This window comes from Pseudoalteromonas sp. GW168-MNA-CIBAN-0100, from assembly GCF_040309225.1.
Classification (GTDB): Bacteria; Pseudomonadota; Gammaproteobacteria; order Enterobacterales; family Alteromonadaceae; genus Pseudoalteromonas; species Pseudoalteromonas arctica.
Genome location: NZ_JBEOOL010000025.1, coordinates 1 through 26,249 on the forward strand (window position 1 = coordinate 1; position 26,249 = coordinate 26,249).

At 39.4% G+C, this 26,249-nt stretch carries 22 protein-coding genes; 12 read left to right on the top strand and 10 right to left on the bottom strand.

Annotation, left to right across the window (positions count from 1 at the left end; genetic code table 11):
• Positions 1-149: 149 nt before the first annotated feature.
• The gene (locus tag AAEY62_RS14955; protein ID WP_024591549.1) at positions 150-1,370 is read right to left on the bottom strand and encodes an alkaline phosphatase family protein; all 1,221 of its coding nucleotides are present in this window, start codon (positions 1,368-1,370) and stop codon (positions 150-152) included.
• Between the two features lie 163 nt (positions 1,371-1,533).
• Between AAEY62_RS14955 and dgt the strand changes: the two genes are divergently transcribed.
• Together dgt and AAEY62_RS14965 are read left to right on the top strand one after the other, a co-directional pair.
• Complete coding sequence (gene dgt / locus AAEY62_RS14960; RefSeq protein ID WP_101163538.1) at positions 1,534-3,000, top strand: dGTPase; 1,467 nt, start codon at positions 1,534-1,536, stop codon at positions 2,998-3,000.
• A gap of 70 nt (positions 3,001-3,070) precedes the next feature.
• Positions 3,071-4,738 (top strand): hypothetical protein, encoded by a 1,668-nt coding sequence (locus tag AAEY62_RS14965; RefSeq protein WP_024591550.1) that lies wholly within the window; start codon positions 3,071-3,073, stop codon positions 4,736-4,738.
• Positions 4,739-5,055: 317 nt separating this feature from the next.
• Here AAEY62_RS14965 and AAEY62_RS14970 read toward each other — a convergent pair whose 3' ends face one another.
• The 3 genes from AAEY62_RS14970 to AAEY62_RS14980 all read right to left on the bottom strand — a co-directional run bounded on the left by AAEY62_RS14970 (position 5,056) and on the right by AAEY62_RS14980 (position 7,280).
• A complete protein-coding gene (locus AAEY62_RS14970) occupies positions 5,056-5,934 on the bottom strand; it encodes a bile acid:sodium symporter family protein (RefSeq protein WP_024591551.1) in 879 nt (292 codons plus the stop codon).
• A 257-nt stretch (positions 5,935-6,191) separates the two neighbouring features.
• Positions 6,192-6,773, bottom strand: coding sequence for a uracil-DNA glycosylase family protein (locus tag AAEY62_RS14975; RefSeq protein ID WP_024591552.1), 582 nt, complete (start codon positions 6,771-6,773; stop codon positions 6,192-6,194).
• Positions 6,774-6,923: 150 nt separating this feature from the next.
• Positions 6,924-7,280, bottom strand: a complete 357-nt coding sequence (locus tag AAEY62_RS14980; RefSeq protein WP_024591553.1) for a VOC family protein — start codon at positions 7,278-7,280, stop codon at positions 6,924-6,926.
• A 232-nt stretch (positions 7,281-7,512) separates the two neighbouring features.
• On the opposite strand from AAEY62_RS14980, the gene AAEY62_RS14985 reads away from it, so the two are divergent.
• The 3 genes from AAEY62_RS14985 to AAEY62_RS14995 are packed head-to-tail and all read left to right on the top strand — an operon-like array spanning position 7,513 to position 9,784.
• The gene (locus AAEY62_RS14985) at positions 7,513-7,854 is read left to right on the top strand and encodes a hypothetical protein (protein ID WP_024591554.1); all 342 of its coding nucleotides are present in this window, start codon (positions 7,513-7,515) and stop codon (positions 7,852-7,854) included.
• Positions 7,851-9,452: a PepSY-associated TM helix domain-containing protein gene (locus AAEY62_RS14990; protein WP_024591555.1), complete on the top strand. Its 1,602-nt coding sequence runs from the start codon at positions 7,851-7,853 to the stop codon at positions 9,450-9,452. Before AAEY62_RS14985 ends, AAEY62_RS14990 begins: the two co-directional genes overlap by 4 nt.
• Entirely contained in the window at positions 9,449-9,784 is a 336-nt protein-coding gene (locus AAEY62_RS14995) for a DUF3325 domain-containing protein (RefSeq protein ID WP_007583595.1), read from the top strand. The genes AAEY62_RS14990 and AAEY62_RS14995 overlap by 4 nt, the downstream gene beginning before the upstream one ends.
• Positions 9,785-9,993: 209 nt before the next feature.
• On the opposite strand, the gene AAEY62_RS15000 is transcribed toward AAEY62_RS14995, so the two are convergent.
• Complete coding sequence (locus AAEY62_RS15000) at positions 9,994-10,515, bottom strand: lipocalin family protein (protein WP_007376693.1); 522 nt, start codon at positions 10,513-10,515, stop codon at positions 9,994-9,996.
• Between the two features lie 130 nt (positions 10,516-10,645).
• On the opposite strand from AAEY62_RS15000, the gene AAEY62_RS15005 reads away from it, so the two are divergent.
• The 3 genes from AAEY62_RS15005 to AAEY62_RS15015 all read left to right on the top strand — a co-directional run bounded on the left by AAEY62_RS15005 (position 10,646) and on the right by AAEY62_RS15015 (position 12,277).
• The gene (locus AAEY62_RS15005) at positions 10,646-11,101 is read left to right on the top strand and encodes a YaiI/YqxD family protein (protein WP_007376692.1); all 456 of its coding nucleotides are present in this window, start codon (positions 10,646-10,648) and stop codon (positions 11,099-11,101) included.
• Between the two features lies 1 nt (position 11,102).
• Complete coding sequence (locus tag AAEY62_RS15010) at positions 11,103-11,666, top strand: DUF6942 family protein (protein WP_024591556.1); 564 nt, start codon at positions 11,103-11,105, stop codon at positions 11,664-11,666.
• A 218-nt stretch (positions 11,667-11,884) separates the two neighbouring features.
• Positions 11,885-12,277, top strand: a complete 393-nt coding sequence (locus tag AAEY62_RS15015) for an ACT domain-containing protein (RefSeq protein WP_350635247.1) — start codon at positions 11,885-11,887, stop codon at positions 12,275-12,277.
• 160 nt (positions 12,278-12,437) lie between these two features.
• Here the strand turns inward: AAEY62_RS15015 and AAEY62_RS15020 are convergent, their stop codons facing one another.
• The 4 genes from AAEY62_RS15020 to AAEY62_RS15035 form a co-directional block, all read right to left on the bottom strand.
• A complete protein-coding gene (locus AAEY62_RS15020; protein WP_350635249.1) occupies positions 12,438-13,094 on the bottom strand; it encodes a class I SAM-dependent methyltransferase in 657 nt (218 codons plus the stop codon).
• 28 nt (positions 13,095-13,122) lie between these two features.
• Positions 13,123-16,773 (bottom strand): AAA family ATPase, encoded by a 3,651-nt coding sequence (locus AAEY62_RS15025; RefSeq protein ID WP_350635251.1) that lies wholly within the window; start codon positions 16,771-16,773, stop codon positions 13,123-13,125.
• Complete coding sequence (locus AAEY62_RS15030) at positions 16,770-18,017, bottom strand: exonuclease SbcCD subunit D C-terminal domain-containing protein (protein WP_024591559.1); 1,248 nt, start codon at positions 18,015-18,017, stop codon at positions 16,770-16,772. Before AAEY62_RS15030 ends, AAEY62_RS15025 begins: the two co-directional genes overlap by 4 nt.
• A gap of 78 nt (positions 18,018-18,095) precedes the next feature.
• Positions 18,096-18,332 carry a hypothetical protein gene (locus tag AAEY62_RS15035; RefSeq protein WP_002959190.1) on the bottom strand — a complete coding sequence of 79 codons (237 nt, stop codon included), beginning with the start codon at positions 18,330-18,332 and terminating at the stop codon, positions 18,096-18,098.
• Positions 18,333-18,911: 579 nt separating this feature from the next.
• Here AAEY62_RS15035 and AAEY62_RS15040 point away from each other — a divergent pair.
• The 4 genes from AAEY62_RS15040 (at position 18,912) to AAEY62_RS15055 (ending at position 23,649) form a co-directional block, all read left to right on the top strand.
• Positions 18,912-21,359 (top strand): M1 family metallopeptidase, encoded by a 2,448-nt coding sequence (locus AAEY62_RS15040; protein ID WP_197173468.1) that lies wholly within the window; start codon positions 18,912-18,914, stop codon positions 21,357-21,359.
• A complete protein-coding gene (locus AAEY62_RS15045) occupies positions 21,359-21,853 on the top strand; it encodes a DUF6702 family protein (protein ID WP_024609288.1) in 495 nt (164 codons plus the stop codon). The genes AAEY62_RS15040 and AAEY62_RS15045 overlap by 1 nt, the downstream gene beginning before the upstream one ends.
• Before the next feature lie 319 nt (positions 21,854-22,172).
• A complete protein-coding gene (locus AAEY62_RS15050) occupies positions 22,173-22,790 on the top strand; it encodes an HAD family hydrolase (protein ID WP_007583617.1) in 618 nt (205 codons plus the stop codon).
• A 133-nt stretch (positions 22,791-22,923) separates the two neighbouring features.
• The gene (locus AAEY62_RS15055) at positions 22,924-23,649 is read left to right on the top strand and encodes a YebC/PmpR family DNA-binding transcriptional regulator (RefSeq protein ID WP_024591562.1); all 726 of its coding nucleotides are present in this window, start codon (positions 22,924-22,926) and stop codon (positions 23,647-23,649) included.
• A 199-nt stretch (positions 23,650-23,848) separates the two neighbouring features.
• On the opposite strand, the gene AAEY62_RS15060 is transcribed toward AAEY62_RS15055, so the two are convergent.
• A complete protein-coding gene (locus AAEY62_RS15060) occupies positions 23,849-26,038 on the bottom strand; it encodes a malate synthase G (RefSeq protein WP_350635254.1) in 2,190 nt (729 codons plus the stop codon).
• Positions 26,039-26,249: the final 211 nt, after the last annotated feature.

Below are 26,249 nucleotides of genomic sequence, written 5' to 3' on the forward strand. Positions count from 1 at the left end.
TAAATTCAGAAGCCTTTATAAACTAACCAGAAGATCGGTCAATGGATCGTTAAATATTTCTTAACTGATCGGCATTAGGCTAAATAGCCCACTTTAAAGTTTTAACATGTTCTTCCCTGCAGAGCGCTTACGCGCTCTTTTAGATTAAGCTAATGCACAACGATTTTTTGCTTAATTGCTGGCATTAATGTTTTACCATTGCCATCTACTTTGTTTAACAATTTAAGTCCCATCACTTTTGCCAGTACTGGGTAAATATCAAGATTATTTACTTCTTTAAGGCTTACACCTTGTTTAAATGCAGGGCCTACAGCAATAAATGATGCTGCCATATCCTCGGTATATGCATAACCGTGAGTCCCTAAATAGGTTGGTTTTTTACCATTGGTAAATACCGCTGGCGCTGTAGTTTGCACCACAATATCGCCTACGCGAGTGCCTTTATTGTAATGATACGCTGCTAATTGCTCGTCAGTTAATACTGTATAACGACCGTTTGACGCATCTCGTAAACGTGCTTTGTAACCTTCAATATCAGCGTTTTTAGCATCAGGCTGAGTATAAATAAGTAAACGTGGACCAGTATTTTTAACTAAAAAGTTTTCATCTTGAGGCAGTGTGGTTACATCAATGCTTTTATCTGGATCTATACTCGTCATACCATGATCCGACACAATAACTAAGTTTACCTCTTGCTCTAATTTACTTAAGCGAGTTTGTAATTGCCCCATTAATTCATCAAGCTGTTTAACTGCATCACGCGTTTGTGGTGCGTCTGGCCCAAATTCATGGCCCATGCTATCAACTAGCGAAAAGTAACTCGCAATAAAACGTGGGCGCTGTGCTTTTGGTAAACTTAACCACTGAATAATTTGATCAACACGGCTTTGGTAATCGCTGTATTTAGAATAGTGATAAAAGTAATCTGGTGTCATGCCGTTAAATAATGCATCTGACTCAGGCCAAAAATAAGTAGCCGATTTAAGCCCCTGCATTTTTGCTAAATTCCAAAGCGGAATACCCTTTACCCATGTGCTATCGCCTAATGCTTTGCCCATGCTGTAACAGTCGTTCTTACGCGCTTTATCACAAAAGCTATTATCAACAATGCCATGGTTTACCGGCAGTAAGCCCGTAATAATAGAAATATGATTAGGAAACGTTTTAGTTGGATAAACAGGTATTAGCTTTTGTGCGCGAACACCGCGCTCGGCCATTGCTTTTAAATTTGGCGCGCCGTGTTTTTCAATATAATCCCAACGCAGGCCATCAATTGATACAAGCACCACAGTTTGCTCTTTTGCAGCAAATGCGCTGTTCATTCCTAACATTAGGCAAATTGATACTGCCTTTAAAATCCACTGTTTCATTATAAACACCTATAAATGCACAACAATTACTCAAAAAATTATTTTAAAGCAAGTTGTTACTTTATGATACAAACTGATAGATTAAACCCTGTATATTAAAGACAAATGACTATGTGCTAAAAACTATGCCAGTCATCAATTGTAAAAAAGGACAAGTATAAAGATGACCATAGATTTTAGTAAAAAAATAACGCCAGCACGAATGTACCGCACAACCTCTAACTTACAGATGGCGCTAGAAAGCGACCGTGGACGTATTATTAACAGTGCCGCTATTCGCAGGCTGCAGCAAAAAACACAAGTGTTTCCGCTTGAGCGCAACGCAGCTGTGCGCTCTCGCCTTACCCATTCGCTTGAAGTACAACAGGTTGGTCGTTTTATAGTGCAACGTATTTTTGCTAATTTAAGCTATGAGCAACAAAAAGATTACGGCTTAACCGACCTAGAGCGCCCACTAGAAAGCTTAGTAGAAATGGCCTGCCTAATGCACGACATAGGCAACCCACCGTTTGGACATTTTGGCGAAGCGGCTATTAACCACTGGTTTAATAACAACCTAGCAAGCGTAACACCCGAACGCTGTAAAGAACCAAACACCGGTATAGGTGTTGTTTTTAAACACCTTGCGCTCGATATTTGTAACTTTGAGGGCAACGCTCAAGGCATACGTATAATTCATTCTTTGCAAACGCTTAATTTAACCTACAGCCAGAGTGCTGGTATTTTAAAATACACTCGCCCTGCTGGGCTTGATGTAAAAGACACTCCGCAAAATAAAAACTATTTAATGAAAAAAGTAGGTTACTACTACAGCGAAAAAAACTTTGTTGAAGCGCTACAAAAAGAGCTCACTATTGAGCCTTACTGCCGCCATCCTGCAAGTTACATAATGGAAGCCGCCGACGACATTTCGTATTGCCTAGCCGACATAGAAGACGCCGTAGAAAAAGACATAATAAGCACTGAGTTGCTGTGCGAAAAACTTAAAAGTAGTTACAAAAAAGTATTAATAAATCTATTAATCGACGACGCTCAACATCAAAATTTTGTAGACAAAGCCGTAGACTACGCACTAGAGCGTGCACAAGCACAACCCTATAATTTTAATAGTGAATTTTTTATATACCTGCGGGTTGCATTGCTACATCCGCTAGTAAATCACGCCGCAAAACGCTTTATCGAAAATATAGAACCTATTTACCATGGCGATTTTAACCAAGCGCTTTTAGAAGATAGAAGCCATCTACATGCAGTAACTAAAACACTAAAGCAGGTAGCGCTTGAGCATGTATTTTCAAACAAAGAAGTCGAAAAATTAGAGCTACAAGGGTATCGCATAATTAATGGTTTGCTCGATTGCTATAAACCATTACTGCTACTAAACAAGGATGACTTTAAGCGTGCACTAAATGGCGATTCACGTTTATTAATAGAGTCGCGACTTATTAAAAAGCTCTCTAAAAAGCACTTAAATAGTTACCAACACGCAATAGATGCGATGCAAGAAGAGCCCGATCACTTTGCGGCATACGAGTTTTATTATCGTTGTAGATTAATCCAAGATTATATAAGCGGTATGACCGACCAATTTGCTTACGATGAATATCGCAGCCTTATGGTTATTGATTAGTTGTATTACTCTGGATAATTTTTAATTTTGCGCTTAAAATCAAACTATTAATATTTAAGCGCATAACTTCATGATATCAAAACTAATTAGATTTACCCTTTGCTTTGCCTTATTTTATAGTGCGCAAAGTGCTGCATACAACGAAGCTATGTGCATTTTAATTAAACAAGAAATGCAGCAAAATAGTAATAATAAAGCGAGTCAAAAATATCGTAAAGCTGCGCGTGATTACAAAAACAACTGTAATAAGCCAAAAGAAATTCAAGCACAACCTAAGCCTCAAATAATAGAGCCTGAGCCGACTATTATTACTCAGCCACAACCTAAAATTGTTGAACCTGCCCCTGTAATTAAACCTACTGAAGAAGCTGTTAAAGAAAGCATCAACGAGCAAACCCTTAATTTAACTAATGATCAAAAACAACAAATAAACGATCAGCTAAATACCAACAGTAACGAAATAGTAATTGATGCAGAGCCAACAAAAGCAGCACCCGAGCAAGTAGTTACAGAGCAAAAAAACGAAGCTGTGATAGAGCAAGTAAAACCGGCGACGCCAGAGCAAAGCGTTCAACCTGCGTCTGAAAAGCCTGTACTTGTAAAACCAGCACCGGTGTTAACTAAACCAGCGCCTGTAATTGCGCCGCAACCTGTAGCACAAAGCCCAAGCTCGTTACTTTTACCCACTTTAATACTTGTTATAGTGGTACTTATTGGCGCTATGGTAGTCGTGCGCCTGCGCCGTGCAAAACAAAGTAAAACGATGGCAGAACCGACTATAGCGGCTCCACCTGAAGTTAAATCAGAAAAAATTGCTACGCCAGCTAAACCTGAAATTAAAGCAACAAAGCCAGTACAAACAACAAAAGAGCCAAAGATTGAGCCTGTCGTCATTAACGAAGCAACTCAAAATAATAAAGCAGTTGAGAGCAGCGTAGCGACAAATGAAGAGTCAGTGGAACCTACTAACACAGCGCAAAATACTGATATTGAACATACAACAACGCAGATCTCAGATGAGCAAAACAACGTAGTTACTCCATCGCAAACAAGTGAAATTGAGTCTGCACAAATGGAGCCAGCAGATACTTTAGAGCAAACAAGTACCGCTACGTTTAACGAAGTAAAACAAAAACCAGAGCCTAATACCGCCGAGTTTGAAGCCGCCGCTAAAACAACCTTAGAGCGCATTAAAAATGCCAGCAGCTTTAATGAGCCAGAGGTACGCGACTTTGACCCAGATGCAAAGCCAGTAAAAAAACAACGTAAGCACTATACAGCGCAAGTAACGGAATCTTCGCCAATAGAAGCCGAACATAACACTGTAGAGCCGGTTATTACTACTCCTGAGTCAGTAACAGCGAGTGAGCCGGTTATAGATTTACACGCTCCAGAGCAAATATCTGACGCTCAATCGACTACGTATACAACCGAGCAAGACTTTAAAGAACCAGAGGTGCGTACATTTAACCCAGATGCCCCGTTACCTGGTGAAAAGCCGATGCCTAAAAAAGAAGACGCGATACCTGAGCAAGCACAAACAACACCGCTAGTTAATGAGCCAGTAATTGAGCCTAAAAAAGCGGACAGTAACAATCCATTTGCTAACTTATCGTTGGACTCAAGCTGGGATCCTGACTCGGCTGAAAAGCCCAAAATAGAAGAGAAAAAACGCGCCCCTAAATCACAAGCATTAATAGATGCAGAAGAACGCGCTAAAAACATGCAAACCAAATAGTAAGTTTTAAAGTAGCGCATCATATTTGAGGCGCTGTTTTAGTAACCAAATAATTAACTGTTTTTCACCGTATTACTTACACTCTTATCCCATCCTAAAATGCGCCTTAGTAATTAGAAGCTTCACTCCTCGCGCAAACAAGCTCAGCCCCTAGTGCAATATTCAAGCTTGAGAGTCTTTTGTGAGCCTACAATTTGTTGACGCGATGGGTGCTGAGCATACATTTAACAGGTGGTATTTTTAGACTGGAGTTTACGGCTACGTTATCCGCAGCCATAAATTAAAGTAACTTGGTCAACATGCCCTAATTAAAAGTCCTAGTTAACAGCCCTAGCGGTACGTTTATTTTTAAGCTTTAACCCGCCAATTAATAGCAGTGGCCCTATAAACATAGCAAGGCCATACACGCCACCGGTAACCGCGTATTCTGGTTTATTCAAAAAGCTAATAGCAATTAAAATAGCTAACGATGCATTTTGAATTCCAACCTCAATTGAAAGCGTCAGCGAATCAGTTAAATTTAATTTTGAACACTTAGCAATTAACCAACCAACAACCATTGAACCAATATTAAGTGCTATGCACGCCCAAAATACATCGTTAAATGAGCTAACTAATAAATCGCGCTCTTTTATTACTAGTGCGGCAATCATCATAAGCATAAAAAACAACGAGAAGCGTCTAAAAAACGGCTCTGCTTTAATGGCAAAATCACTTTTAAAGTGACGTAACCAAATGCCTATAGCAACTGGCACTAAGGTAATAAAAAATAGCCCTAATGAAGTAGTTAAAATAGAAAAAGTAGCATCGTCTGCTGGGGCAAACTGACTCATAGCAAAGCCAATAATAAACGGTGTGGTTATTATACTAATTGCGGTAGAGGCAGCGGTTAAACTTACCGAAAGCGCTAAATTAGCTTTAGCAAGCTGGCTTACTACATTTGACATAGTACCGCCTGGGCAGGCAGCTAATATCATTAAACCAATAGCGATAGGCGTTGGTAGGTTAAGTAAATAACACAGCCCTAATGCTAATAAAGGCATTGCTACAAGTTGGCCTATTAAACCCATAACAATGGCAAGCGGGCTTTTAAATAGACGAGTAAAATCGTTTGTTGTGAGCCCAAGACCCATACCAAACATAATAAGTGCAAGAGCGAGCGGAAGTATTACTTCAGTTAATATAGATGCATTCAAATTAAACAGCCTCGTTTGTTATTGTTTTTAATTGGAGTGTTAATTTTTAAGTTAACTGTATACCAATTCGCTTAATTAAGTGATCTATTTTGAGGATGGAAAAACGTGTTGATAGCTAGGCAAAAAATTCGCTATTTAGTTGTTCTAAATGAGAATTTTTTAACACAGGTAGCGACACGTTTAGCCCCGCAAAATGATTAAGTATTATTGCGGATTGGTATAACGCCCCTTTACAATAAATCCTAATGCTAGAAGCATTACTTATTTAAAATAGTAGCAATGCGTTTACCCAGTTCTGGAAGTACATCTTGCTCAAACCATGGATTCTTTTTAAGCCATATATTATTACGCGGACTGGGGTGTGGAAGCACTAAATAATTTGGCCAATACTCACGCCACGATTTTACTAACTCCGTAAGTGGCATTTTTTTAGTCTCCGGTAAGTGATACGCCTGCGCGTATTTACCTAATACTATTGTCAGCTCAATATTTGGTAGTGCAGCCAATAATTGCTCGCGCCATGCTGGGGCACATTCTTTTCTCGGTGGTAAATCACCCGACTTCCCCCTACCCGGGTAGCAAAAGCCCATAGGTAAAATTGCTATATTATTAGCGTCGTAAAATTCATCACGTGTTAGCCCAAGCCATTCTCGTAGGCGGTTTCCGCTTGCATCGTTAAACGGCACGCCTGTTTCGTGAACTTTTATACCCGGTGCTTGGCCTGCGATTAAAATACGTGCGTTTGGGTTAAATTGTATTACAGGTCGAGCCCCTAAAGGTAAATGAGGATCACAGATCACGCATTTACTAACTTGGTCTATTAATTGGTGACTATTCATGTTTATTTGGCCTTAAATGCTTAATTTTCATCCTAAATGGCCATTTAGGATAAATGAGTTGGTAAAAAATCGGTTTATTTTATCTAAAATGGCGATTAGTTAGTAAAATCCTGATCTTTAAGCCTAAATGCCCTACAGCCCTTATAGTACCTAGTGTTCTTTCGCCCATACCGCAAATTCGTTACCACTTGGTTCTGTAAAGTGAAACCGACAACCGCCAGGAAACTCAAAAATAGGTTTTAATATTACTCCGCCAAATGTCTCTACTTTTTTAAAGGTTGCGTGTATGTCGTCGCTATAAAAAATAAGTAATGCTGCCCCATGCTGAGTTAGTGATTTTAATGGAGCCTGAAAAATCCCACCATCTAACCCCTGCTCACTAAACGCCGTGTATTCTGGGCCGTAGTCAGTAAACTGCCAATTAAATACATGACTAAAAAAGGCCTTAGTTGCGGGTAAGTCGCATGCAGGAAACTCTACGTAATTTAGTTTTTCGTGATCGCTCATCGTTATTTCACTCTTTATTTTTACTCAGTTTATTAACCTTAAGCTTTACATACAGCCTGTGCAATATCATTAAACAATAACAGATCAGTATTTTACTAAGTAATTAAGTAAGTAAGCATAATTTACTTAAAAGTTAATGACTACAAATGAGAATAGCTATCTTTTGTATTTGTAACATATATAATAGCGCCTTTGTTTTATCCTCAGCTTTAAATAAAGGGATTAATTAACTATGCAGGCACCTTTGCACAGTGCGCCATTCGATAAGGTTAACGTAATTGCGCTTATAGTAAAAAGCGTAAGCAGTTATCGAGTTTTGGTATTTTTACGTTTTTTTATTGCCATAATTGGTGGCTATGCCTTTACCTCTGCAAGTATTGCGTTATTAAGTTTTGTATTGCCAATAGCTAAGCAAGACGCTGTACTGTTTAGTGTTTCAATCAGCATTTTAATTTATGCCGTAGTATTTATTTATGCCTTTAGCGTTAAATCATTAAGAAAAGTGTGGATCAGTATTTTACTAAGTACAGGTGCGTTTATCGGATTGCTTGTATTACTAAAGGGTTGGGTATGAAAGACAGCTTTTTTAGATCGATGACTTGGTTACACACTTGGGTAGGGTTACTCGTTTGTTGGTTATTATATTTAATATTTTTTGCGGGAACACTTAGCTTTTTTAGAGATGAAATAACGCTGTGGAATCAACCTGCCATACATAATGTACAAGCCCAAACACAGCGTATAGAAGCGCAAAAGCAGCAAATAATTACAGGGTTCGATTACCTAGCTAGCCATGGTGCTAGCTCACCAAACTGGCGTATTACTCTGCCTGAGCCGCGTATTCCTTATTTAATTTATGGTTATGCAAAGCCAAAAGAGCCAGGCCAGCGCCGCAGCCAGTTTAAAAACACACAGTTAAACCCTAATACCATGAAAGAGCTTGAGCCCTTTGTAGATACTAAAGGTGGTAACTTTTTTTATCGGCTGCACTATGATTTACATTACATGGATGCAATAACCGCACGCTGGATTGTGTGCTTTGCTAGCTTTTTTATGCTAATTGCCATTATATCGGGTGTGGTTATTCATAAGCGTATTTTTAAAGATATGTTTAGTTTTAGACGTAATAAAGGTAGCCGTACATGGTTAGATGCCCACAATTTAAGCTCTGTGCTTGCCCTGCCTTTTCATTTAATGATTACTTACACGGGCATGATTACGCTCATATTTATGTTGTTTCCCTACCCTGCGCAAACGTCTTACGATAACGGCATGCGTGGCTTTTTTAACGATGTAACCCCTCGCAACACCATGACCGATAAAGCCGAAGGCGAATCATCAATGGTGCCGATTCAAAGCATTTTGGATCAGGTTTATACTAAGTGGCCTCATGCAGATATTACTCGCGTACAAGTTAACCAACCAAATATGGCAGCTTCAACAATTACCGTATTGGTAAGCGCAGGTAAAACACTGCGTGACCAAGCACCACGCTTAATATTTAGTGGTGCTACAGGGCAAATGGTTGCTAAAACTGATGACGAGCTAACTAGCAGCAAAGCGCTTTACGAATCACTTAATTCAATGCATACAGGGCGTTTAGCTACGTGGTTACTGCGTTGGTTATACGTATTAGGCGGTATTGCAGGCTGTGTAATGATTGGCTCTGGCTGTATTATGTGGGCTAAGCGAATTCGCGAGCGAACTAAAAATAACGTTAAACCTTCGTTTGGTTTAAAACTAGTTGAAGGGTTAAACCTAGCCACTATTATGGGACTTCCACTGGCAACGTGTGCATTTTTTATTGCTAACAGACTACTTAGCCCAACTACCGCAGAGCGCGCCGATAAAGAAATACTCGCGTTCTTTTTAACATGGCTAGCGGTTGCTCTTTTAGCACTTATAAAGCGCGACACACTGCAATGGCGAGTTATGGCAGCTATAAATGCTGTTGCATGTTTAAGCGTACCGGTTATTAATGCACTTACAACTAACGGTAATATAGTTAGCTATTTGATGCACAAACAGTGGGCTTTATTTACTTTTGATGCACTGTTTTTGTTATTTAGTATATTATTTTTTATACAAACCGAAAAATTACGTACTGCTAAAAACAACTCAAAAATAATCAGCCCTAGTCAATCTAATAACCTTAAAAGGCAAAAACCATGATTGATTTACTTGGGTTTAGCCTATGCCTGCTCAGTTTTAACTGTTTTGCGCTGGCTAAGTATAATCATTTTAAAGATGTATTTAAAAAACGCCCTACAGAATCCCAACGTAAAAAGCTGCTATTAGCTGCTTGGATCAGTATTTTACTAAGCTTGGTGCTTTGTATAGTTACTCAAGGTGGATATGGAACATTACTATTTTGCGGGTTTATGAGCCTAAGTGTCTTAATTATAATGGTTTTTTATAATTTTTTAGTAGGCTACGTAAAGTGGTTTAGTGTTTTAAATAGCGTGTTAGTTGTACTAAGTGGGTTGTTTTTAGCATTAAACTAGCCTTAGTTAGTAAAAACGTGATCCGTTACTTTCCCATAGATTAGGCAAAAAAAATGGCAAGCTATATAGCTTGCCAACAATAGGGGATATTCAGTGTTTCCAATACTTACTGTCTCACGGCAAGTACACACAATATAACCATAATATATTTAAGTTACTTTACAGTTAGGTGACTCTTTTATTACTACTGTAAAGGGGCTTTACATTGTTTATTGCTCAACCCAAATTATTTCATCGGTAGCAAAGCCCAACTCTTTAGCTTTAGTTAAAAAGTGTTCTTTAAGCTCTTTGCTAACCGTTGGTGTACGCGATAAAAACCACAAGTAATCTTTGTTGTAACTGGTTATAAATGCATATTGATAATCGGGTTGGTCAAGTTCAAAAATCACGTAAGCGCCATAAAATGGACCAAAAAACGAGACTTTAAAATGCCCGGTGTCAGTGCCCTCAACAAACTTGGCTAAGCCTTCGGCGTCATCCCATTTTTTATCATCCGTTAAATACCCTTTGTTAAGGACCTTTACTGTGCCGTCGTCGTTAATTGAATAAGTCGCGGTAACTTGCTCCATACCTTCTTCGAATGAGTGATTGAGCCGTGCTATTTCAAACCATTTGCCTTTATATTTTTGTATATCAAAGTTTTTAACGGGTGTTATTCCCTCAGGAGGGCTGGTGCAAGCACTAAGAAAAAATAGCCCTGTAATAAGTAAACCGTATTTAATAGCCTTCATGTAAGCTCCTTTTTAAATTACATAAATAGTACGTATTATCTAAATATAGATGGATATAAAGTTTGCTAGCCGATTAAAAAATTTTGCTATAGGATCATATTAATTCTAAAGCAATAAAAATGACCATAGCATGAAAATTTGGGTAGATGCAGACGCGTGTCCTGTTGTTATAAAAGAAATACTTTTTAGAGCTGCAGAGCGTATGAAAATCGAGACTATTTTAGTGGCTAATCACGCAATGCGTATTCCGCCGTCAAAATACATAAGCCGCGTTCAAGTATCGTCGGGGTTTGATGTAGCCGACGACGAAATAGTAAAACGTATTGAAAAAGGCGATTTAGTTATTACGGGCGATATTCCGCTAGCAAGTGAAGTAATTGATAACGGCGGGCAAGCACTCAACCCGCGTGGCGAGCTTTATACCACCGAGAATATCCGCTCAATACTTAACGTGCGAGACTTTATGGATACCATGCGCTCAAGTGGCGTAGAAATGAGTGGTGGGCCGCCGCCACTTAGCCAAACCGATCGCCAAAACTTTGCAAATAACCTCGACCGTATTTTAGCGCAAAACAAGGCTAACTAACTTGAATACCCAATTAGTTGGCTTAGGTGATACGCAATTTAGCGTGGCGGTATACGTAGCAAAAGCGCCGCCAATGCCGTTTTTTGAAACACTTGAATGCCTAGAACCGGTTATAAATGAGCAAATAAATACCATAAACCAGCACTGTGGTAATGGTTGGCGCAAAGTGTTTAACGTGTACGCAAAAGTGCTATTTGCCCTGCCAAGTGAGCATTATTCATTTGCTAAACAAGCCCCTACTTGGCAACAATATCGCGATGAGTATTTACTGCAAAAAAATAGTAAAAACGCCCTGCTATTTAGCGCGCCCAACATTACTATTACGTGTGCAAATAAAGCTACTAGCAATAAAAACCAGTTACACATAATTGCCGGTCGTACGCACGCTAAAAACTTATTACAACAAGGTAAGTTACATGCACAATTTGATTGGCTCGACGACGAGTTTGCAATAGACACCAGTAACAACATTATTGTGTGCCCATATTTTGATTACAGGCAACTAAGTAATATAAAAATTGCGAGATTAAGCGAGCTAGTCGCGCAGCTAAAAATGACTAAATAACCTGAACTCTGGATAATAAATCTATCTCAAGCAGCTATTTTCAGCGCTAACTGCGTTGAATTTACTTGCAATAGGCCAGCTATTGACGCGTAAATTCGCCTTGCTTTCACTGAAAATCTCTGGCTAGAGAAAATAAATTTAAATATCAAAATAATTTAATATGTTAGTAAATATCTTAACCAGAGTTCAGGTTAAATAACACATTGTAGGGAACGACCATGGCCGGAATTTTAGAGTTAAACCAATTATTAAAATCAATGCAGCCTGTGCTTAAACAAGGTGAGTACATATTTTGCTGTTTAGCTGGTAAATTGGCCGATTATGTTCATTTAGAGCCACTTGCCACTTATGTTGAAGAAGAAGGGCTAACCCTTATTTTAAAAGCTGAAACCGCCGATAAAGCAGGTATTACTTACGAGGGTAAATATAATTTAATCACTCTTAACGTACATTCAAGTTTAGAGGCCGTTGGGCTAACTGCTGCGGTATCTGCAAAGCTAACTGAGCATGGCATTAGCGCTAATGTGGTTGCTGCGTTTTATCACGATCATATTTTTGTACAAACAGATAAAGCACAAGCTGCAATTAAAGCACTTGGAGAGATTGGTTAAGTTTACTGGCACAGTAAGAAGCTGAGCTAGTACAAGTAATGTTAATATTAGAGCGTCGGGTGGCGCTTCGCTTAACCGACCTACGTATAAAAACACCGAGTTTGTTCACTCGGTGTTTTTATTGGTGCTAAATAGCGGGTGCTTGTTTAGCTTGTAAAACTTAAACTACATACCCACTAAAGCCTAGAGCTTTAAAATACAGCTTCGGAATGCCAAATTTGCACTCATTTAGCAGTTCGCTAAAGCGCATTCTATCAAGCGGGTAAAACTCATTTTCTAAGTCGTGCCCTGTTTGTGTTTTACCTGTTTCGGTTAAGCCCAATTGCGCGCACGTTGTAAGCTGGGCTTCGCGCTCAAATGAAGTTTCAGGGCGCATTAAATCTGCAATATAAAGGTTGGCGTCTTTTTTAAGGCTGCCTTTAATCGCTTTTAATAACTCTTTTTTATCGCCGTTATCCTCTACAAAATGCATTACCAATAAACATAAAACAGCATCGGCTTTAACCGATAATTTATCAACTGGGCCATTATGAATATTTACGCGGCTTGTTATGCCTTGTTCATCAAATTGCTGCTGTGCGATAGCAAGCATATCGGCTGATGTATCTTGCGCAGTAAATTGCCATGTAGGGTTTAGTGCAGCCAGTGCAAGTACTTCTTTGCCTGTGCCTGCCCCTACTACCAAAATATGTGCATTGTCGCTTAGCGTTGCTTGTAGTTGCGCATTAGTGAGCTGATGTAATAATTCATAACCAGGAACTAAACGGGTTATGCGGCTATCGTATTGTGTTGCTTGCTCGCCTGTAAACGTTGGCATTGTATCTCCTTGTTTTCAGTAATGTTGCTTATAAAACTTCAACTGTGGAATATCCACCTGGCTTTTTGGCTACATGCACTTGAGTGGCTACACGCTCGCTCATTTGTGTTACGTGCGATATAACGCCTACTTTTCTGCCTTGTGCTTGCAAAGAATCCAAAGCGTCCATTGCAATGCTTAGGGTTTCGCTGTCTAACGTACCAAACCCTTCGTCAATAAACAAAGAATTGATTTGTACTTTGTTTGACGAAAGCGATGCTAAACCAAGTGCAAGTGCGAGCGATACTAAAAATGACTCCCCGCCTGAGAGTGTATTAACAGAGCGTTGCTCGTCGGCCATGTCGCGATCGATAATCGCAATGTCGAGCGTTTGCGCTATGGCGGTTAATTCGTAGCGTTTGTTGAGTGTTTTTAAATGGCTGTTGGCATAGTGCAGTAATATTTTTAACGTTTGTGTTTGCGCTAAGTTACGCATGGTTTTACCCGTTGCATCACCCAATACTTTATTAAGCAAGTGCCACTGCTCAACCTGCGTTTTAAGTTTAGTTAACTCAGCCTGCTTACCTTCAAGCGCTTTTGCGTTTTGGTTGTGTTGCTCAATAGCGGTATTAGTTGCTAGTAATGAATTTTGCAGCTGCGTTTGTTGCTCGTTTAAGCTGCTTAGTTGCGTACTTAAAGCCTCTGCACTTTGCGTTGGTTTATCGCTACTGTTGTGTTTTTCAAGCGTAAGTTGCTGCTGTTTTAATGCGGCGTTTGCATCTGTTAGGGCTTGAGTTAACTGCTCGTGCTGAGTTAAATGCGCTTTAATAGTATCGCTACTGAGCGTTAGTAAAATTTTGACCTGTTCGTGCGTTGCATTGCTATATTGCGCTTTAAAGTCAGTAAACCACTGGTTATAACGTGCCTCAAGCGTTGCTAGCTCTTGGCTGTTTTCAAGTAAGCGTTGCTCAACATTTTTAAGCGTTATAGCGTGCTCATCTCGTTGTTTTATAGCGTCGTCATAGGCTTTTTGACTCGCTTGAACCTGCGATTGCATTTGCTCTTGCGCACTTGTAAGTTTTGCTTGGTAGTCGTCTGCGCTTATTTGCTCGTTATTAAATAAAGCTAAGCGCTCACTTTGCGTAGCGTTTAATAGCTCTTTAGCTTTTACAAACTCTTCATTAAGTGCTTTTAACGATTGTTCGTTGTTACTTATAAGCGGTGTGAGCTGCTTTATTTGCTCATTAGCTGTGTCTTGACGTTTTTGGCTTTGCTCAAGTTGCATTTGAGTTTGCTGATACTGCGTAACTTGCTCGTGCAACTGGGTAAGCTCAAGCGTATTGGCTTGTAGTTGCTGCCAAAAATCACTGTTTTCAAATTGGCTATTAAGCGTTGTACCGAGCTCGTTAATTTGCGCACTTAGTTCGCTATGCTTACTCGTTATTTGGTTTTGCTGATGTGTAAGCTCAAGGTGTTTATTACTAAGTTGCTGCTGTACTTGCTGCTCTGCTTTAAGTGCTGCTAGTAGCTCATTTACTTTAGTTTGCAGTGTACGTTGGCGTTTTTGCTGCTCAAAGTATTGCGCTTTTTGCTCCGTTAACTGCTTATAAGTTACTTCAAGCTGATCAGGCGTTAAGTCGTTAAGCTCGGTGCGTGCACCTTGCATGGTATTTTTAATGTCGAGCTGTTTAGCTTTTGCTGTTTGTATTATTTGCTCAAGTTGTCCGTGTTCAGCAGTTAATACGGCATGTTGAGTTTGGTGCTTATGCAGCTCGCTTTGTGCATAGTCAAATTGCTTTTTAGCTATATTAAAAGCATTCTCAAAATCAGTAATTAAGTTATTTAATTGCTGATTTTGATTTACCGCATACGGGTGCTCAGTTGCGCCGCACACTAAACAAGGCTCATTAGGGCGAAGCTCTGTGCGTAAATGTTCTACGTTTTCGCTGGCTCTTAAGCGCGCTTGGTTAAGTGCGTACTCGCTGCCTTTAAGCGCTTGCTCACTGGTTATTAAATGCTGATTAAGTAAAGCATGGGCTTGCTGGCTTTCATTTAACTGCTGATTAAGTACTTGTTGGCGTTGAGTGCTTTGTTTTAGTTCTGCGTTAAATTGCCCGTAGCGCTCTCGCTGCTCTTTTAAGTAATCAATACTTTTTAGCTGCGCGTCGCAGTGCTCTGCATTAAATTCATTAAGCTGAGTATTTAATGCCTGTAAAGTTGATTGCTCACCACTAAGTGCCACCTCGCACTGCTGCACTTTATTATTTTGCGCATTTAAAAGATCGCTCTGACTTGCAAGCTCGCTATTAAGAGTTTGGCTTTGTGCAAGGTTTGCGGTTAATTGCTGCTGTGCATTTAAGTAAGTATTAAAGCTTTGCTGATAGTAGCTCCAGTCTTTTGCTAAAACATGCAGCTGTGCATGCTCATTAAGCCATTGCTGGCTTTTAGCTGAGTCGGTATTAGCAAGTTCAAGCTCGCTATTGCTTTGTTTAAGCTGTTGTTTGAGCTCATCTAATTGAGATTGCTCTTTGGTTATTTGCGACTCAGTACCTTTTACAGCTTGAGTTTGCAAGGCTATATTGCTATCGAGCTCTCGCGCTTTAGCTATAACGGGCGCTGCATTTTGTTTTTGCTCATTGGCGTTATTAAGCAGCTCGGTGTGTTTAGTAAGCGCGGTATTACGCTCGTTAATTACCGCTAAATGATCAACACTTTTAAGCGATGTTATTTGCTGATCCAAAGCCGTATTTTGATCGGTTAACAAATTAAAACGGCTGCGGTTATCTTTTATTTCAAGCGCTTGTTTAGCTTGTTTTGCCTGCTCGCTTTGCTCAACGATACTTTCAAGCGCTGAGCTTGCTTGTTGCTGGGTTTGCTGTGCTTGCAGTAAGTTTTGCTCAAGTACAGTAGCTTGCTGATACCAGTTAAGTGCTTTTTCGGTTTTGGATAGCTCTTTTTTAGTGTGTTCGGTTTGCGCTTTTAAATCGGTTAACTTGGTTTGTTGTAGCTCAAGTTCATCGCTCGTTAACAAAGTATAGCTTTCAAGACCAGCTTTAAGCGCTTCAAGCTTTGCTACTTGCTCTTTATGGCGCTCAAAAATACGCACGCCAATACGGCTAAATTTATCGGTACCTGTTAAGCACTCTAAAAGTTGCGCTCGCTCATCGCCAGTGGCTTTTAAAAACGCAGCAAACTCATGTTGTGCTAAAAGTACGGCACGGGAGAATTGCTCAAAGTTAAGCCCTATTTTACTCTCCACTTCTTTTATTGTGTGGCTTTTGTCAGCTATAAGGGTTTCGTCTGGCAGGGTTACTAAAGTGTGCTCTGCTACTTTAAGTTTGCCTGTTACTTTTTTATGAGTTCGTGCAATTGTATAGCGCGCACGATAAAGCTGTTTATCTTGTCCTAAAAAGTCGACCTCGGCGTAGCCTTCCCATGTACCTCTGCGTAGCAAGTTTCGCGCATCATTAAGCTTAATGCTGTCGCCGTTAAACTCAATTAAGTTACCTTTATCACCGCGCAGCCTCGCTGTTTTTGTATAAAGGGCTAAACAAATAGCATCTAAAAAGGTACTTTTACCAGCACCGGTATCGCCTGTTATAGCAAACAATCCTGCATCTTTTAATGGGGCTTTAGTAAAGTCTATTTCAGCGTCAACTATTGAAGCTAAATTATGAATACGAACTGCGGTTATTTTCATAGTTGTTCTTGCTCCGTTAGCTCGTTTATCACGTCACTTAAAAGTGCTTTTAGCTCATCGGGTACGCTTTGCCCTGCCATGTCTTTATCGTTTGCGAATGCTTGTTCTAATAGGTTTAGTGGGTTGAGCATTTCAACTTCGCTTAAATCTTCAAATACGGTGTTGTCGTCATTTTGCGCTGATTGCTCACGTACACGTTCAATACCACAAAATTTAATATGCTTACCTTCAAGTGCTTGTTCTATTTGTTCTCTGAAGGTGGTGTCGGTATCGCTTGATTTAAGCTTTACACGTAAATAAGGCGCTATTGTATTTTGTGCAGTGTCGAGCGCTTTAATTTGCTCGCATAGTTCGCTTAATGGTACACACTCCCCCTTTGGTAAAATAATTACATCGGCAGAGCGCGGAATGTAAAGGGGGTTTACAGTTGTACTAATATGTTGTTTTTCATCAATAATAAACTCAACAACATTTACTTGGTGCGTGTAGTTACGTTCTGAAAACGACATAGGGATAGGTGTGCCGCTGTATCGAATAACATCACTTTTAGCGACTTGTTGCGCTTTGTGTAAGTGCCCAAGGGCAACGTAGTTGGCTTGTTTACCAAATACATTGGCTGAAATAGACTCTTCACCACCTATTACTAAGTTACGCTCAGAATCACTTGAGATGTCCCCGCCCTTTGCGTGTAAATGCCCCATAACTATTAATGGTGAGTTTTGCTCGTTTATATTAGTAGCTTGCTCTAGTGCAAGTTCGTAAGCTTTTGAAACGCCTTGAGCATAACTAGGACCGTTTTCGGTTTGGCTAAGTAAACTTACATCACTTGCGCGTAAAAATGGCATAGCGACGATTACAGCGCGTTTACCATTGGTATTTATGGTAATAACAGTTTCATCGGGTGTTGCGACATCAAAGCGCCCTACTACGTGAGTATCAAACTGTGCAAGTAATGGCTGAGCTGCCAAAATACGATTTGCAGAGTCGTGGTTACCCGCAATAATCACTACGTGTAATAGTGGGCATGCTTTTTTGGCGTCTTTAATAAATTGATAAAGCTGATTTTCAGCGCTAGCACTTGGAGTCGCTGTATGATAAATGTCGCCAGCAACTAAAAGTAAGTCTATTTGTTGTTCAACAAGAGTGGCTAATAACCATGTAAAAAAAGCTTGATGTTCAACACGGCGATCGTGTTCGTAAAATTGTTGGCCAAGGTGCCAATCTGAGGTGTGGAGGACTTTCATGTCGCGCTCTTAATAAAACCGTAAGAGCGCCAATATACCCAAGGCTGTTAAAGATGCAAGCCTAAGGCATGCATTACGTTAGGTTAAACTGTACCAAGCTGAAAAAACAACCGGTAATGCTAAAAGTGCCATTAATAATGGAATTTTTAACGTTTTAGTTTGTTTTGCGTGTAGCGCCTTTAGTGCATTAGTTTCGTTGCACGCTGCTACTTTATCGATATAAAAATAACCCGAATCGAGATACTGCTTACAGTTATTCTCACTTGCTGGAATCGCAATTAGTTCTTGTTGTTTTTTTAGGATGTAAAAATCCATAAGCCCACCGCATTTCTTGCTAGTAATCGATATTAATTTGAGGATAAATGTGACGAATTTATTTGCCTCAAATAAAAAGGTTGGCGATTTTAAATATAAACAGCACTAAAGATCAACCTAAAATTACACTATTTGTTATTTATCGTACAAATAGCGAATATTAATGAAGTTCGGCAATATTTGAGCCAATTATTTACTCGTTTCACTGTGTTTTTGTTCAGTAGAAAGGGCTTTTAGGCCATTTTACTTGTTGCGCATTAGTAATACTTATACGTAGGATTAATGGTTTACCTAGTAATGCCAAAGCAATACTTTTTTAGCAATATATATAAAGTGAATGATATTTTTTTAAGTTCTGGGACTTTGTATTTAACCGATCAAAACCATTATTAAAACCCAATTTTGTAAACCCCCTTTACAGTTTTTATCTATTCGTATTTTGTTACAAAATAATTGTATTTTCCAATCTAAAAAACTAAGTGAACATCACCCTAAAAATACGGTACTTGGTCGCTAATTTATTGAAGCTAACTGGTATATTTGTCAAAGTACGCTCACAAAATTATATTAGGACTAACAATGAAAAAAATAGGTCTTACGCTAAGTGCTTTTGTATTGCCGTTCGCAATATCGAGTGCAGCTATGGCGTCTTCGGTTGAGCAAACAAAAGGTTCTTTTGTTGATAAATTTCGTCAATTAGACGAAGCACTTCCTACACCCAATGTTTATCGTAGTGCCGCTGGCGAACCAGGTGAAAAATACTGGCAGCAACGTGTAAATTACGATATTGATGTGAAGCTAGATGAAAAAAAGCACCGCATTACCGGTAGCCAAAGCATTGAATATAAAAATAACTCACCACATACGCTTAAATATTTATGGTTACAGTTAGATCAAAATATTTTTAAAAGTGACTCTATTGCCGAAACAACAAAAACATTTAAAAGCACTTTAGAAAGCCTACCAGCTCAAAAGCCCGCTAAATTAAGTTTAGGTGAATTACGTCGCCAGCAATTTATGAGCGACAACGAACTGGGTTATACAATCAGTGGCGTAAAAGATGACGATGGTAAAGAGCTACGCGTAACTGTAGTTGATACCTTAATGCGCATCGATTTAAACGAGCCATTAAAACCAGGTAAAGAAGTAGAATTTAGCATGAACTTTGCCTTCAACATTGTTGAAGAAGATGCAGTGGGTGCACGTTCTGGTTACGAGCACTTTGAAGAAGACGGCAACGACATATTCTTAATTGCTCAGTGGTTTCCTCGTTTAGCGGCTTATACCGATTACGAAGCATGGACAAACAAACCGTTTTTAGGCTCTGGTGAGTTTACGCTTGAGTTTGGTGATTACGATGTTGAGATTACTGTTCCGGCAGATCACATTGTATCGGCAACAGGTAAACTTGATAACGCGAGCAAAGTACTTACAAGTACTCAGCGTAAACGTTTAAAGCAAGCCGAAACATCTAAGCGTCCTGTGTTTATTGTTAACGCAGAAGAAGCGCTAGAAAACGAAAAAGAAGGCACCGACAAAACTAAAACGTGGCACTTTAAAGCGCAAAACGTACGTGACTTTGCTTGGGCATCGTCTCGTAAGTTTATGTGGGATGCAAAGGGTTATCAGCAAGGTGGTGACGTTCAGCCTTTAGTTATGGCAATGTCGTTCTTCCCTAAAGAAGGTGGTGACTTATGGGAGAAGTACTCAACTGAAGCGGTAGTACACACAATGGAAGTGTACTCTAAGTATTCTTTTGACTACCCATACCCAACTGCGCAATCGGTAAATGGCCCTGTTGGCGGCATGGAATACCCAATGATTACCTTTAACGGCCCGCGTACTAAGTTACAAGATGATGGTACACGTACTTATTCTCAAGCTGAAAAGCGCTTTTTACTTGGCGTAGTTATTCATGAAGTGGGTCATATTTACTTTCCAATGATTGTTAACTCAGATGAGCGCCAATGGACGTGGATGGATGAAGGCTTAAATAGCTTTTTAGATGGCGTTGCTGGTCGTGAATGGGATCCTACTATTCCTTGGGGTGTTGAGCCTCGCGATATAGTGAGCTACATGAAGTCTGAAAACCAAGTACCTGTTATGACTCAGTCAGACAGTGTATTACGCTTAGGTCCTAATGCTTATACTAAACCTGCAGCAGCCCTTAATATTTTACGTGAAGTAATTTTAGGCCGTGACTTATTCGACTTCGCATTTAAAGAGTATGCTCAGCGCTGGAAATACAAGCGCCCTACTCCAGCTGATTTTTTCCGTACAATGGAAGAAGCCTCTGGTGTTGATTTAGATTGGTTTTGGCGTGGCTGGTTTTACACCACAGACCATGTAGATATCTCTTTAGATAAAGTATATCAACTACGTTTAGACACTAAAAACCCTGATATTGATTACAGCCGTTTACGTGATATTGAAGCAGACAAACCTACTTCATTATTTGTTGAGCGTAACCGCGCACAAGGTAAAAAAACATGGGTTGAGAAAAACTCTGATGTTACCGATTTTTATGACGAAAACGACCGTTTTACTGTAACCAATAAAGAACGTAACTCGTACAATAAGTTTTTAAAAGGCTTAGAGCCGTGGGAGCGTAAAACGCTTAAGCGTGCTTTAGAAGAAGATAAAAACTATTACGTTATGGAATTTTCAAACCTTGGTGGTTTGGTAATGCCTATTTTATTAGAGCTAACATATGAAGATGGCACTAAAGAAGAGCGCTATATTCCTGCTGAAATTTGGCGTCGTAATTATAAAAACGTTCAAAAGCTGATTGTTACCGATAAAAACAAACCGCTTGTATCAGTTACTGTCGATCCAGGCTGGGAAACAGCTGACGTAGATGTTGAAAATAATAACTACCCTCGTCGTATTATTCCTTCACGTATTGAAGTGTTTAAAAAGGAAAAGAGTAAAGCTAAAGTAAGTCGCGATATCATGCAAGATATTAAAACTGAGCTTAAAACTGATGAGAAGAAAGACGAAAAGGATGACGGTGAGGAGCAGCAATAATGCGCTTTTTGCTTATTATTGTTTGCCTTTTAGTTGCTGCGCCAAGTATGGCGCATCAACTAAAGTCGTCAGTTACAACCGTGCTTTTTAATAAACGAACGCATAATGTTGAATTAATGCATCGCTTTTATTTACATGATACCGAACACGCCGTAGGAACATTGTTTAAAGGCAAAATTGATATTATTAGTAATAAAGCCGACCAACAACGTTTTGCTAAGTATGTTGAATCGCATGTTGCTCTACAAACGTTAAGTGGCGAACCTTTACCACTTAGCTTTGTAGGGGCACAAGTTGATGGTAAGTTTTTTTGGGTTTACCAAGAAGCACCAATTCCTGAAAACATTGAAGGAATTAAAATGAGTAATGGCGCACTTCGTGATTTATGGCCATCTCAGGTAAATATGGTAAACGTTGAGGGCAAAGGTAAGATTAAAACTTTAAACTTTGCTCAAGATGATACTTGGCTCGAAGCCCGCTTTGAGCAAAATTAATATTTAAAACTTCCCCAACCGACGCGCACAGCAGTTTATGTGCGCGTTTTCTTCATACGTTTAAACTGCGTTCATGTTTGATCTGTTATTTGTAAATTTACGTAAAATTTGTGAGTTCAATTTGTATATTTACCTTTTTTTGCGCATGATATATCAAGCACTTAAATTACTTTGTTATCAATAGATTGATAATGGTGCGTATTAATATTTAAATATAGTTAGTTTCATTTATCCCTTTGTATTTACCAGCCTAGGGCATAAGCAGTAGAGAATTTTATGTTTAAATTTCATTTAGTAATAACTAAATTCAGGGAATGATATGACTACTCAGGTTGAGGCTATTTTTGGAGTGATTTTTGATTTAGATGGAACATTGGTTTCATCAGAATTAGATTTTGCATTAATAAAGGCCCAAATAGGTTGCCCTTGCGAGCAAGACTTACTTGATTACATTGCTCAGTTGCCCTCACCGTATATGCGTGAAGAGGCAATGAATATAGTTCACCAACACGAATTAATAGATGCACAACATGCCAGTATATTACCTGGTGTGAGTGAAGCTATTCATGCTTTAAAGTCTAAAAATATTCCGATGGCGATTGTTACTCGCAATTTTGATAAAGCAGCGGCAATTAAATTACAAAATAATCCACTCCCTATCAGCACGGTTTTAACGCGAAGCGATGCCCCAGCAAAGCCAGATCCCAGCGCTTTAAATGCCATTGCTACACTTTGGAACATTAACGCCAGAAATTTACTTTATGTAGGCGATTACCTTTACGACATTCAAGCTGCGCACAATGCAAATATGCGCGCGTGTTTATACGCTCCAGAGTCAACGCCTGCTTATGCCGATCAGGCAGATTACGTTTTACATGACTTTGTTGAATTAGTGACATTAGTTGAGAGTTATTCTGAAAAAATAGAGTTATGTTAAATAGCGTACTATTAAATTTATTTAAGAATAAGTGCTACGTTATTTAAATTACAAAATAACGTTTGTTCCTAGCCCAATACGTTTTGAATTGGTAAAATACCGCAAAACGTAACGTATTCATTAGGGGCACAAAATGGGCAGAGCATTTGTAGTTCGTCAAAGTTCTATGATCAAAACAGCTAATGCAAAAACAAAAGTAAACTCAAAGTATGGTAAAGAGATTTACGTTGCAGCAAAAAGTGGCGATCCCGATCCCGAAGTAAATCAAACACTACGCCGTCTAATCGAAAAAGCTAAAAAAGACCAAGTACCCGCGCACGTTATCGATAAAGCAATTGAAAAAGCAGCCGGTGGCGCAGGGGAAGATTACTCTGTTGCCCGTTACGAAGGCTATGGTCCTGGTAATTGCATGGTTATAGTTGACTGTTTAACTGACAATCCGAACCGTACAATTAAAGATGTACGCTTACCGTTTACTAAAACAGACTCAAAAATTGGTACTCCTGGCTGCGTAGCACATATGTTTGATCATTATGCGGTACTTGGCTTTGCGGGTGATGACGACGAAATAGTATTAGAAGCATTAATGATGGCTGATGTTGATGTTAGCGATGTTGAAGCCGAGGACGGTAAAATATCGGTATTTGCACCGCCAACAGAATACTTTAAAGCTAAAACTGCCCTTGAAGACGCATTTGAAGGCATTAACTTTGAAGTAGACGAAATTACGTTTATTCCTCAAGTTAATATTGAAATTGAAGACGAAGAAGTTATTGCTAACTTTGATAAGTTTATAAATATGCTTGAAGATTGTGACGATGTACAAAATATTTATCACAATGCCATTGTAAAAAATTAGATTTAATTAGCTAAAGCTTTAAAAAGCGTGTTTTGTGTATGCAAAACACGCTTTTTTACGTTTGAATAAATGTTAGATATTCATGTGTATTATCTATATACCTTTAAAATGCCTTAAAAGTGATGTTATTCTAATTTTAGGCGATAAAAAACCAGCTTAAAAGCTGGTTTAGCACTTAATCTGAACTTTGCTTAAGCGGTTAAAGCGTATTCGTTTTTTGTGCTTTATATTTTATACGGTAGCTATGTAGCAGTGGTTCAGTGTAACCACTAGGTTGTGTTACCCCCTCCAAAACCAGTGCAAGTGCAGCTTGAAACGCAATGCTGTTATTAAGGGTTTCTTCGTTTATTGCCATGGGTGTATACGCAGTGTCGTGCTCGTTTTGACCATCAACTACTTTGGCCATTTTAGCCATTGTTGATTTTATTTGCGCCTGTGAACACACGCCATTTAGCAACCAATTAGCCATATGCTGGCTTGAAATACGCAGTGTTGCTCTGTCTTCCATTAGCCCGATATGGTTAATGTCGGGTACTTTTGAGCAGCCAACGCCTTGATCAATCCAACGTACAACGTAACCTAAAATGCCTTGTGCGTTGTTTTCAAGCTCGCTTTGAATATCTTCTTTTGAAAGCCTTTTAGGGTCTGTCATTAGCGGCGGTGTAAGCAGGTCATTAAGGCTCGCAATAGTTCGCTTAGCTATACTTTGCTGCTCGGTAAATACGTTTATATCGTGATAATGCATTGCATGCAGAGTAGCGGCTGTAGGGGAGGGCACCCATGCAGTATTAGCGCCTGATTTAGGGTGAGCTTGTTTTTGCTCCATCATTAATGCCATTTTATCTGGCATTGGCCACATGCCTTTACCTATTTGTGCTTTATGACTTAAGCCACAAGCAAGGCCAATATCGACGTTGCGATCCTCATAAGCTTGTATCCATGGTTGCTGCTTAATCTGTGCTTTTGGAAGTACAACACCCGCTTGCATAGAGGTATGAATTTCATCGCCTGTGCGGTCTAAAAATCCAGTATTTATAAATACAACACGCTCTTTAGCTGCATAAATACAGGCTTTTAGGTTTACAGAAGTACGGCGTTCTTCATCCATGATACCCATTTTAAGCGTGTTTTTAGGTAAGCTTAGCGCTTCCTCTACTAAGCTAAATAAAGTGTTAGTAAACGCCACCTCTTCAGGGCCATGCATTTTTGGTTTTACTATATTAATACTTTGCGCGCTTGAGTTTTTTATACCTGTTTTTTTATTTAGGTCGTGCAGGGCAGCGGTGGCAGTAAACATCGCATCCATAATGCCTTCAAATACCGGTTGATTGTACACATCGGTAATCGCAGGATTCGTCATTAAATGGCCAACGTTTCTAACAAACATCATGCTACGGCCTTTTAAAGTAACGGTGCCGCCATCGAGTGCGGTGTATGTTTTATCACTTTGCAGAGTACGCTCTACAGTTTTATCGCCTTTTTTGAACGATTCAACTAGGTTACCTTGCATCAAACCAAGCCAGTTTTTATAAACTTGTACTTTATCTTCTGCATCTACCGCAGCTACAGAATCTTCACAATCCATAATGGTTGTAAGAGCGGCCTCTAACACTACATCTTTTAAGCCTGCTTTATCTGCTTGGCCAATAATGTGGTGGTGATCGATATGTAGCTCTATATGTAAATCATTGTTTTTTAATAACACTACAGTTGGGTTTTGCGCTTCTCCTTGATAGCCAATAAGCTGAGATGGGTTAGCTAATGTGGTTTGAGAGCTATCACGTAACGTAATTAAAAGTGCGCCATCTACTACTGAATAATTAGTGCTTTCTATATGCGAGCCATTAGTCAACGGCAATGCTTTATCTAAAAACTGGCGAGCGTAGGCCATTACCTTAAAACCACGAACAGGATTGTAGGTATTGCCTTTTTCGGCTCCATCGTCTTCGCTTAACACATCTGTACCGTATAAAGCGTCGTATAACGAACCCCAACGTGCGTTAGCGGCATTAAGTGCAAAGCGTGCGTTACTTACAGGCACAACCAACTGAGGGCCTGCTGTAAGGGCTACTTCGGGTTCTACATTTTGGGTTTCAATTTCAAAGTTGGTAGGCTCTTTAACTAAATAGCCAATATCTTGCAAAAAGGCATAGTACTTAACGCTATCCCACGTTTTATTAGCAAGATGGTAGTCATCTATTTGCTGTTGAAGCAATTCTCGCTTTTCAAGCAGTGCCTTATTTGTAGGGGTAAGTGTTTGAACTATATGTGCAAAGCTTTGCCAAAATTGATGCTCACTTAAGTGAGTGCCTGGTAGTAATTGATTTTTAACAAAATCAGCGAGTTGTGTGTCTACGCTGAGTCCTGAATGTGTGAGAGTGTGGGACATAATTGCCTTCCTTAAACGGTCGCGATGTTGTTGTGTGCTTCTGCGTTAAGGCAACAATAACTCAAAAAGGCAATGTTGAGTGCTTTTTAGCCATTCACAAAATGTATAGCCACAATAACAACTATAAATTTACTAAATCTAGAAAAGGAGCCTAATGTTGAATCAAGCGAAACGGAGCACACACTCCTAGCCACTCTCACAACATTAAAAT

Excerpts from the sequence above, each read along its gene's own strand:
- AAEY62_RS15050 (WP_007583617.1), top strand. The coding sequence starts at position 22,173 with ATGACTACTCAGGTTGAGGCTATTTTTGGAGTGATTTTTGATTTAGAT.
- AAEY62_RS15020 (WP_350635249.1), bottom strand. The coding sequence starts at position 13,094 with ATGCCAACGTTTACAGGCGAGCAAGCAACACAATACGATAGCCGCATA.
- AAEY62_RS15035 (WP_002959190.1), bottom strand. The coding sequence starts at position 18,332 with ATGGATTTTTACATCCTAAAAAAACAACAAGAACTAATTGCGATTCCA.
- AAEY62_RS14995 (WP_007583595.1), top strand. The coding sequence starts at position 9,449 with ATGATTGATTTACTTGGGTTTAGCCTATGCCTGCTCAGTTTTAACTGT.
- AAEY62_RS14990 (WP_024591555.1), top strand. The coding sequence starts at position 7,851 with ATGAAAGACAGCTTTTTTAGATCGATGACTTGGTTACACACTTGGGTA.
- AAEY62_RS15045 (WP_024609288.1), top strand. The coding sequence starts at position 21,359 with ATGCGCTTTTTGCTTATTATTGTTTGCCTTTTAGTTGCTGCGCCAAGT.
- AAEY62_RS15025 (WP_350635251.1), bottom strand. The coding sequence starts at position 16,773 with ATGAAAATAACCGCAGTTCGTATTCATAATTTAGCTTCAATAGTTGAC.
- AAEY62_RS15030 (WP_024591559.1), bottom strand. The coding sequence starts at position 18,017 with ATGAAAGTCCTCCACACCTCAGATTGGCACCTTGGCCAACAATTTTAC.
- AAEY62_RS14955 (WP_024591549.1), bottom strand. The coding sequence starts at position 1,370 with ATGAAACAGTGGATTTTAAAGGCAGTATCAATTTGCCTAATGTTAGGA.
- AAEY62_RS15000 (WP_007376693.1), bottom strand. The coding sequence starts at position 10,515 with ATGAAGGCTATTAAATACGGTTTACTTATTACAGGGCTATTTTTTCTT.
- AAEY62_RS14965 (WP_024591550.1), top strand. The coding sequence starts at position 3,071 with ATGATATCAAAACTAATTAGATTTACCCTTTGCTTTGCCTTATTTTAT.
- AAEY62_RS14975 (WP_024591552.1), bottom strand. The coding sequence starts at position 6,773 with ATGAATAGTCACCAATTAATAGACCAAGTTAGTAAATGCGTGATCTGT.
- AAEY62_RS15055 (WP_024591562.1), top strand. The coding sequence starts at position 22,924 with ATGGGCAGAGCATTTGTAGTTCGTCAAAGTTCTATGATCAAAACAGCT.
- AAEY62_RS15015 (WP_350635247.1), top strand. The coding sequence starts at position 11,885 with ATGGCCGGAATTTTAGAGTTAAACCAATTATTAAAATCAATGCAGCCT.
- dgt (WP_101163538.1), top strand. The coding sequence starts at position 1,534 with ATGACCATAGATTTTAGTAAAAAAATAACGCCAGCACGAATGTACCGC.
- AAEY62_RS14980 (WP_024591553.1), bottom strand. The coding sequence starts at position 7,280 with ATGAGCGATCACGAAAAACTAAATTACGTAGAGTTTCCTGCATGCGAC.
- AAEY62_RS14985 (WP_024591554.1), top strand. The coding sequence starts at position 7,513 with ATGCAGGCACCTTTGCACAGTGCGCCATTCGATAAGGTTAACGTAATT.
- AAEY62_RS15040 (WP_197173468.1), top strand. The coding sequence starts at position 18,912 with ATGAAAAAAATAGGTCTTACGCTAAGTGCTTTTGTATTGCCGTTCGCA.
- AAEY62_RS15005 (WP_007376692.1), top strand. The coding sequence starts at position 10,646 with ATGAAAATTTGGGTAGATGCAGACGCGTGTCCTGTTGTTATAAAAGAA.
- AAEY62_RS15060 (WP_350635254.1), bottom strand. The coding sequence starts at position 26,038 with ATGTCCCACACTCTCACACATTCAGGACTCAGCGTAGACACACAACTC.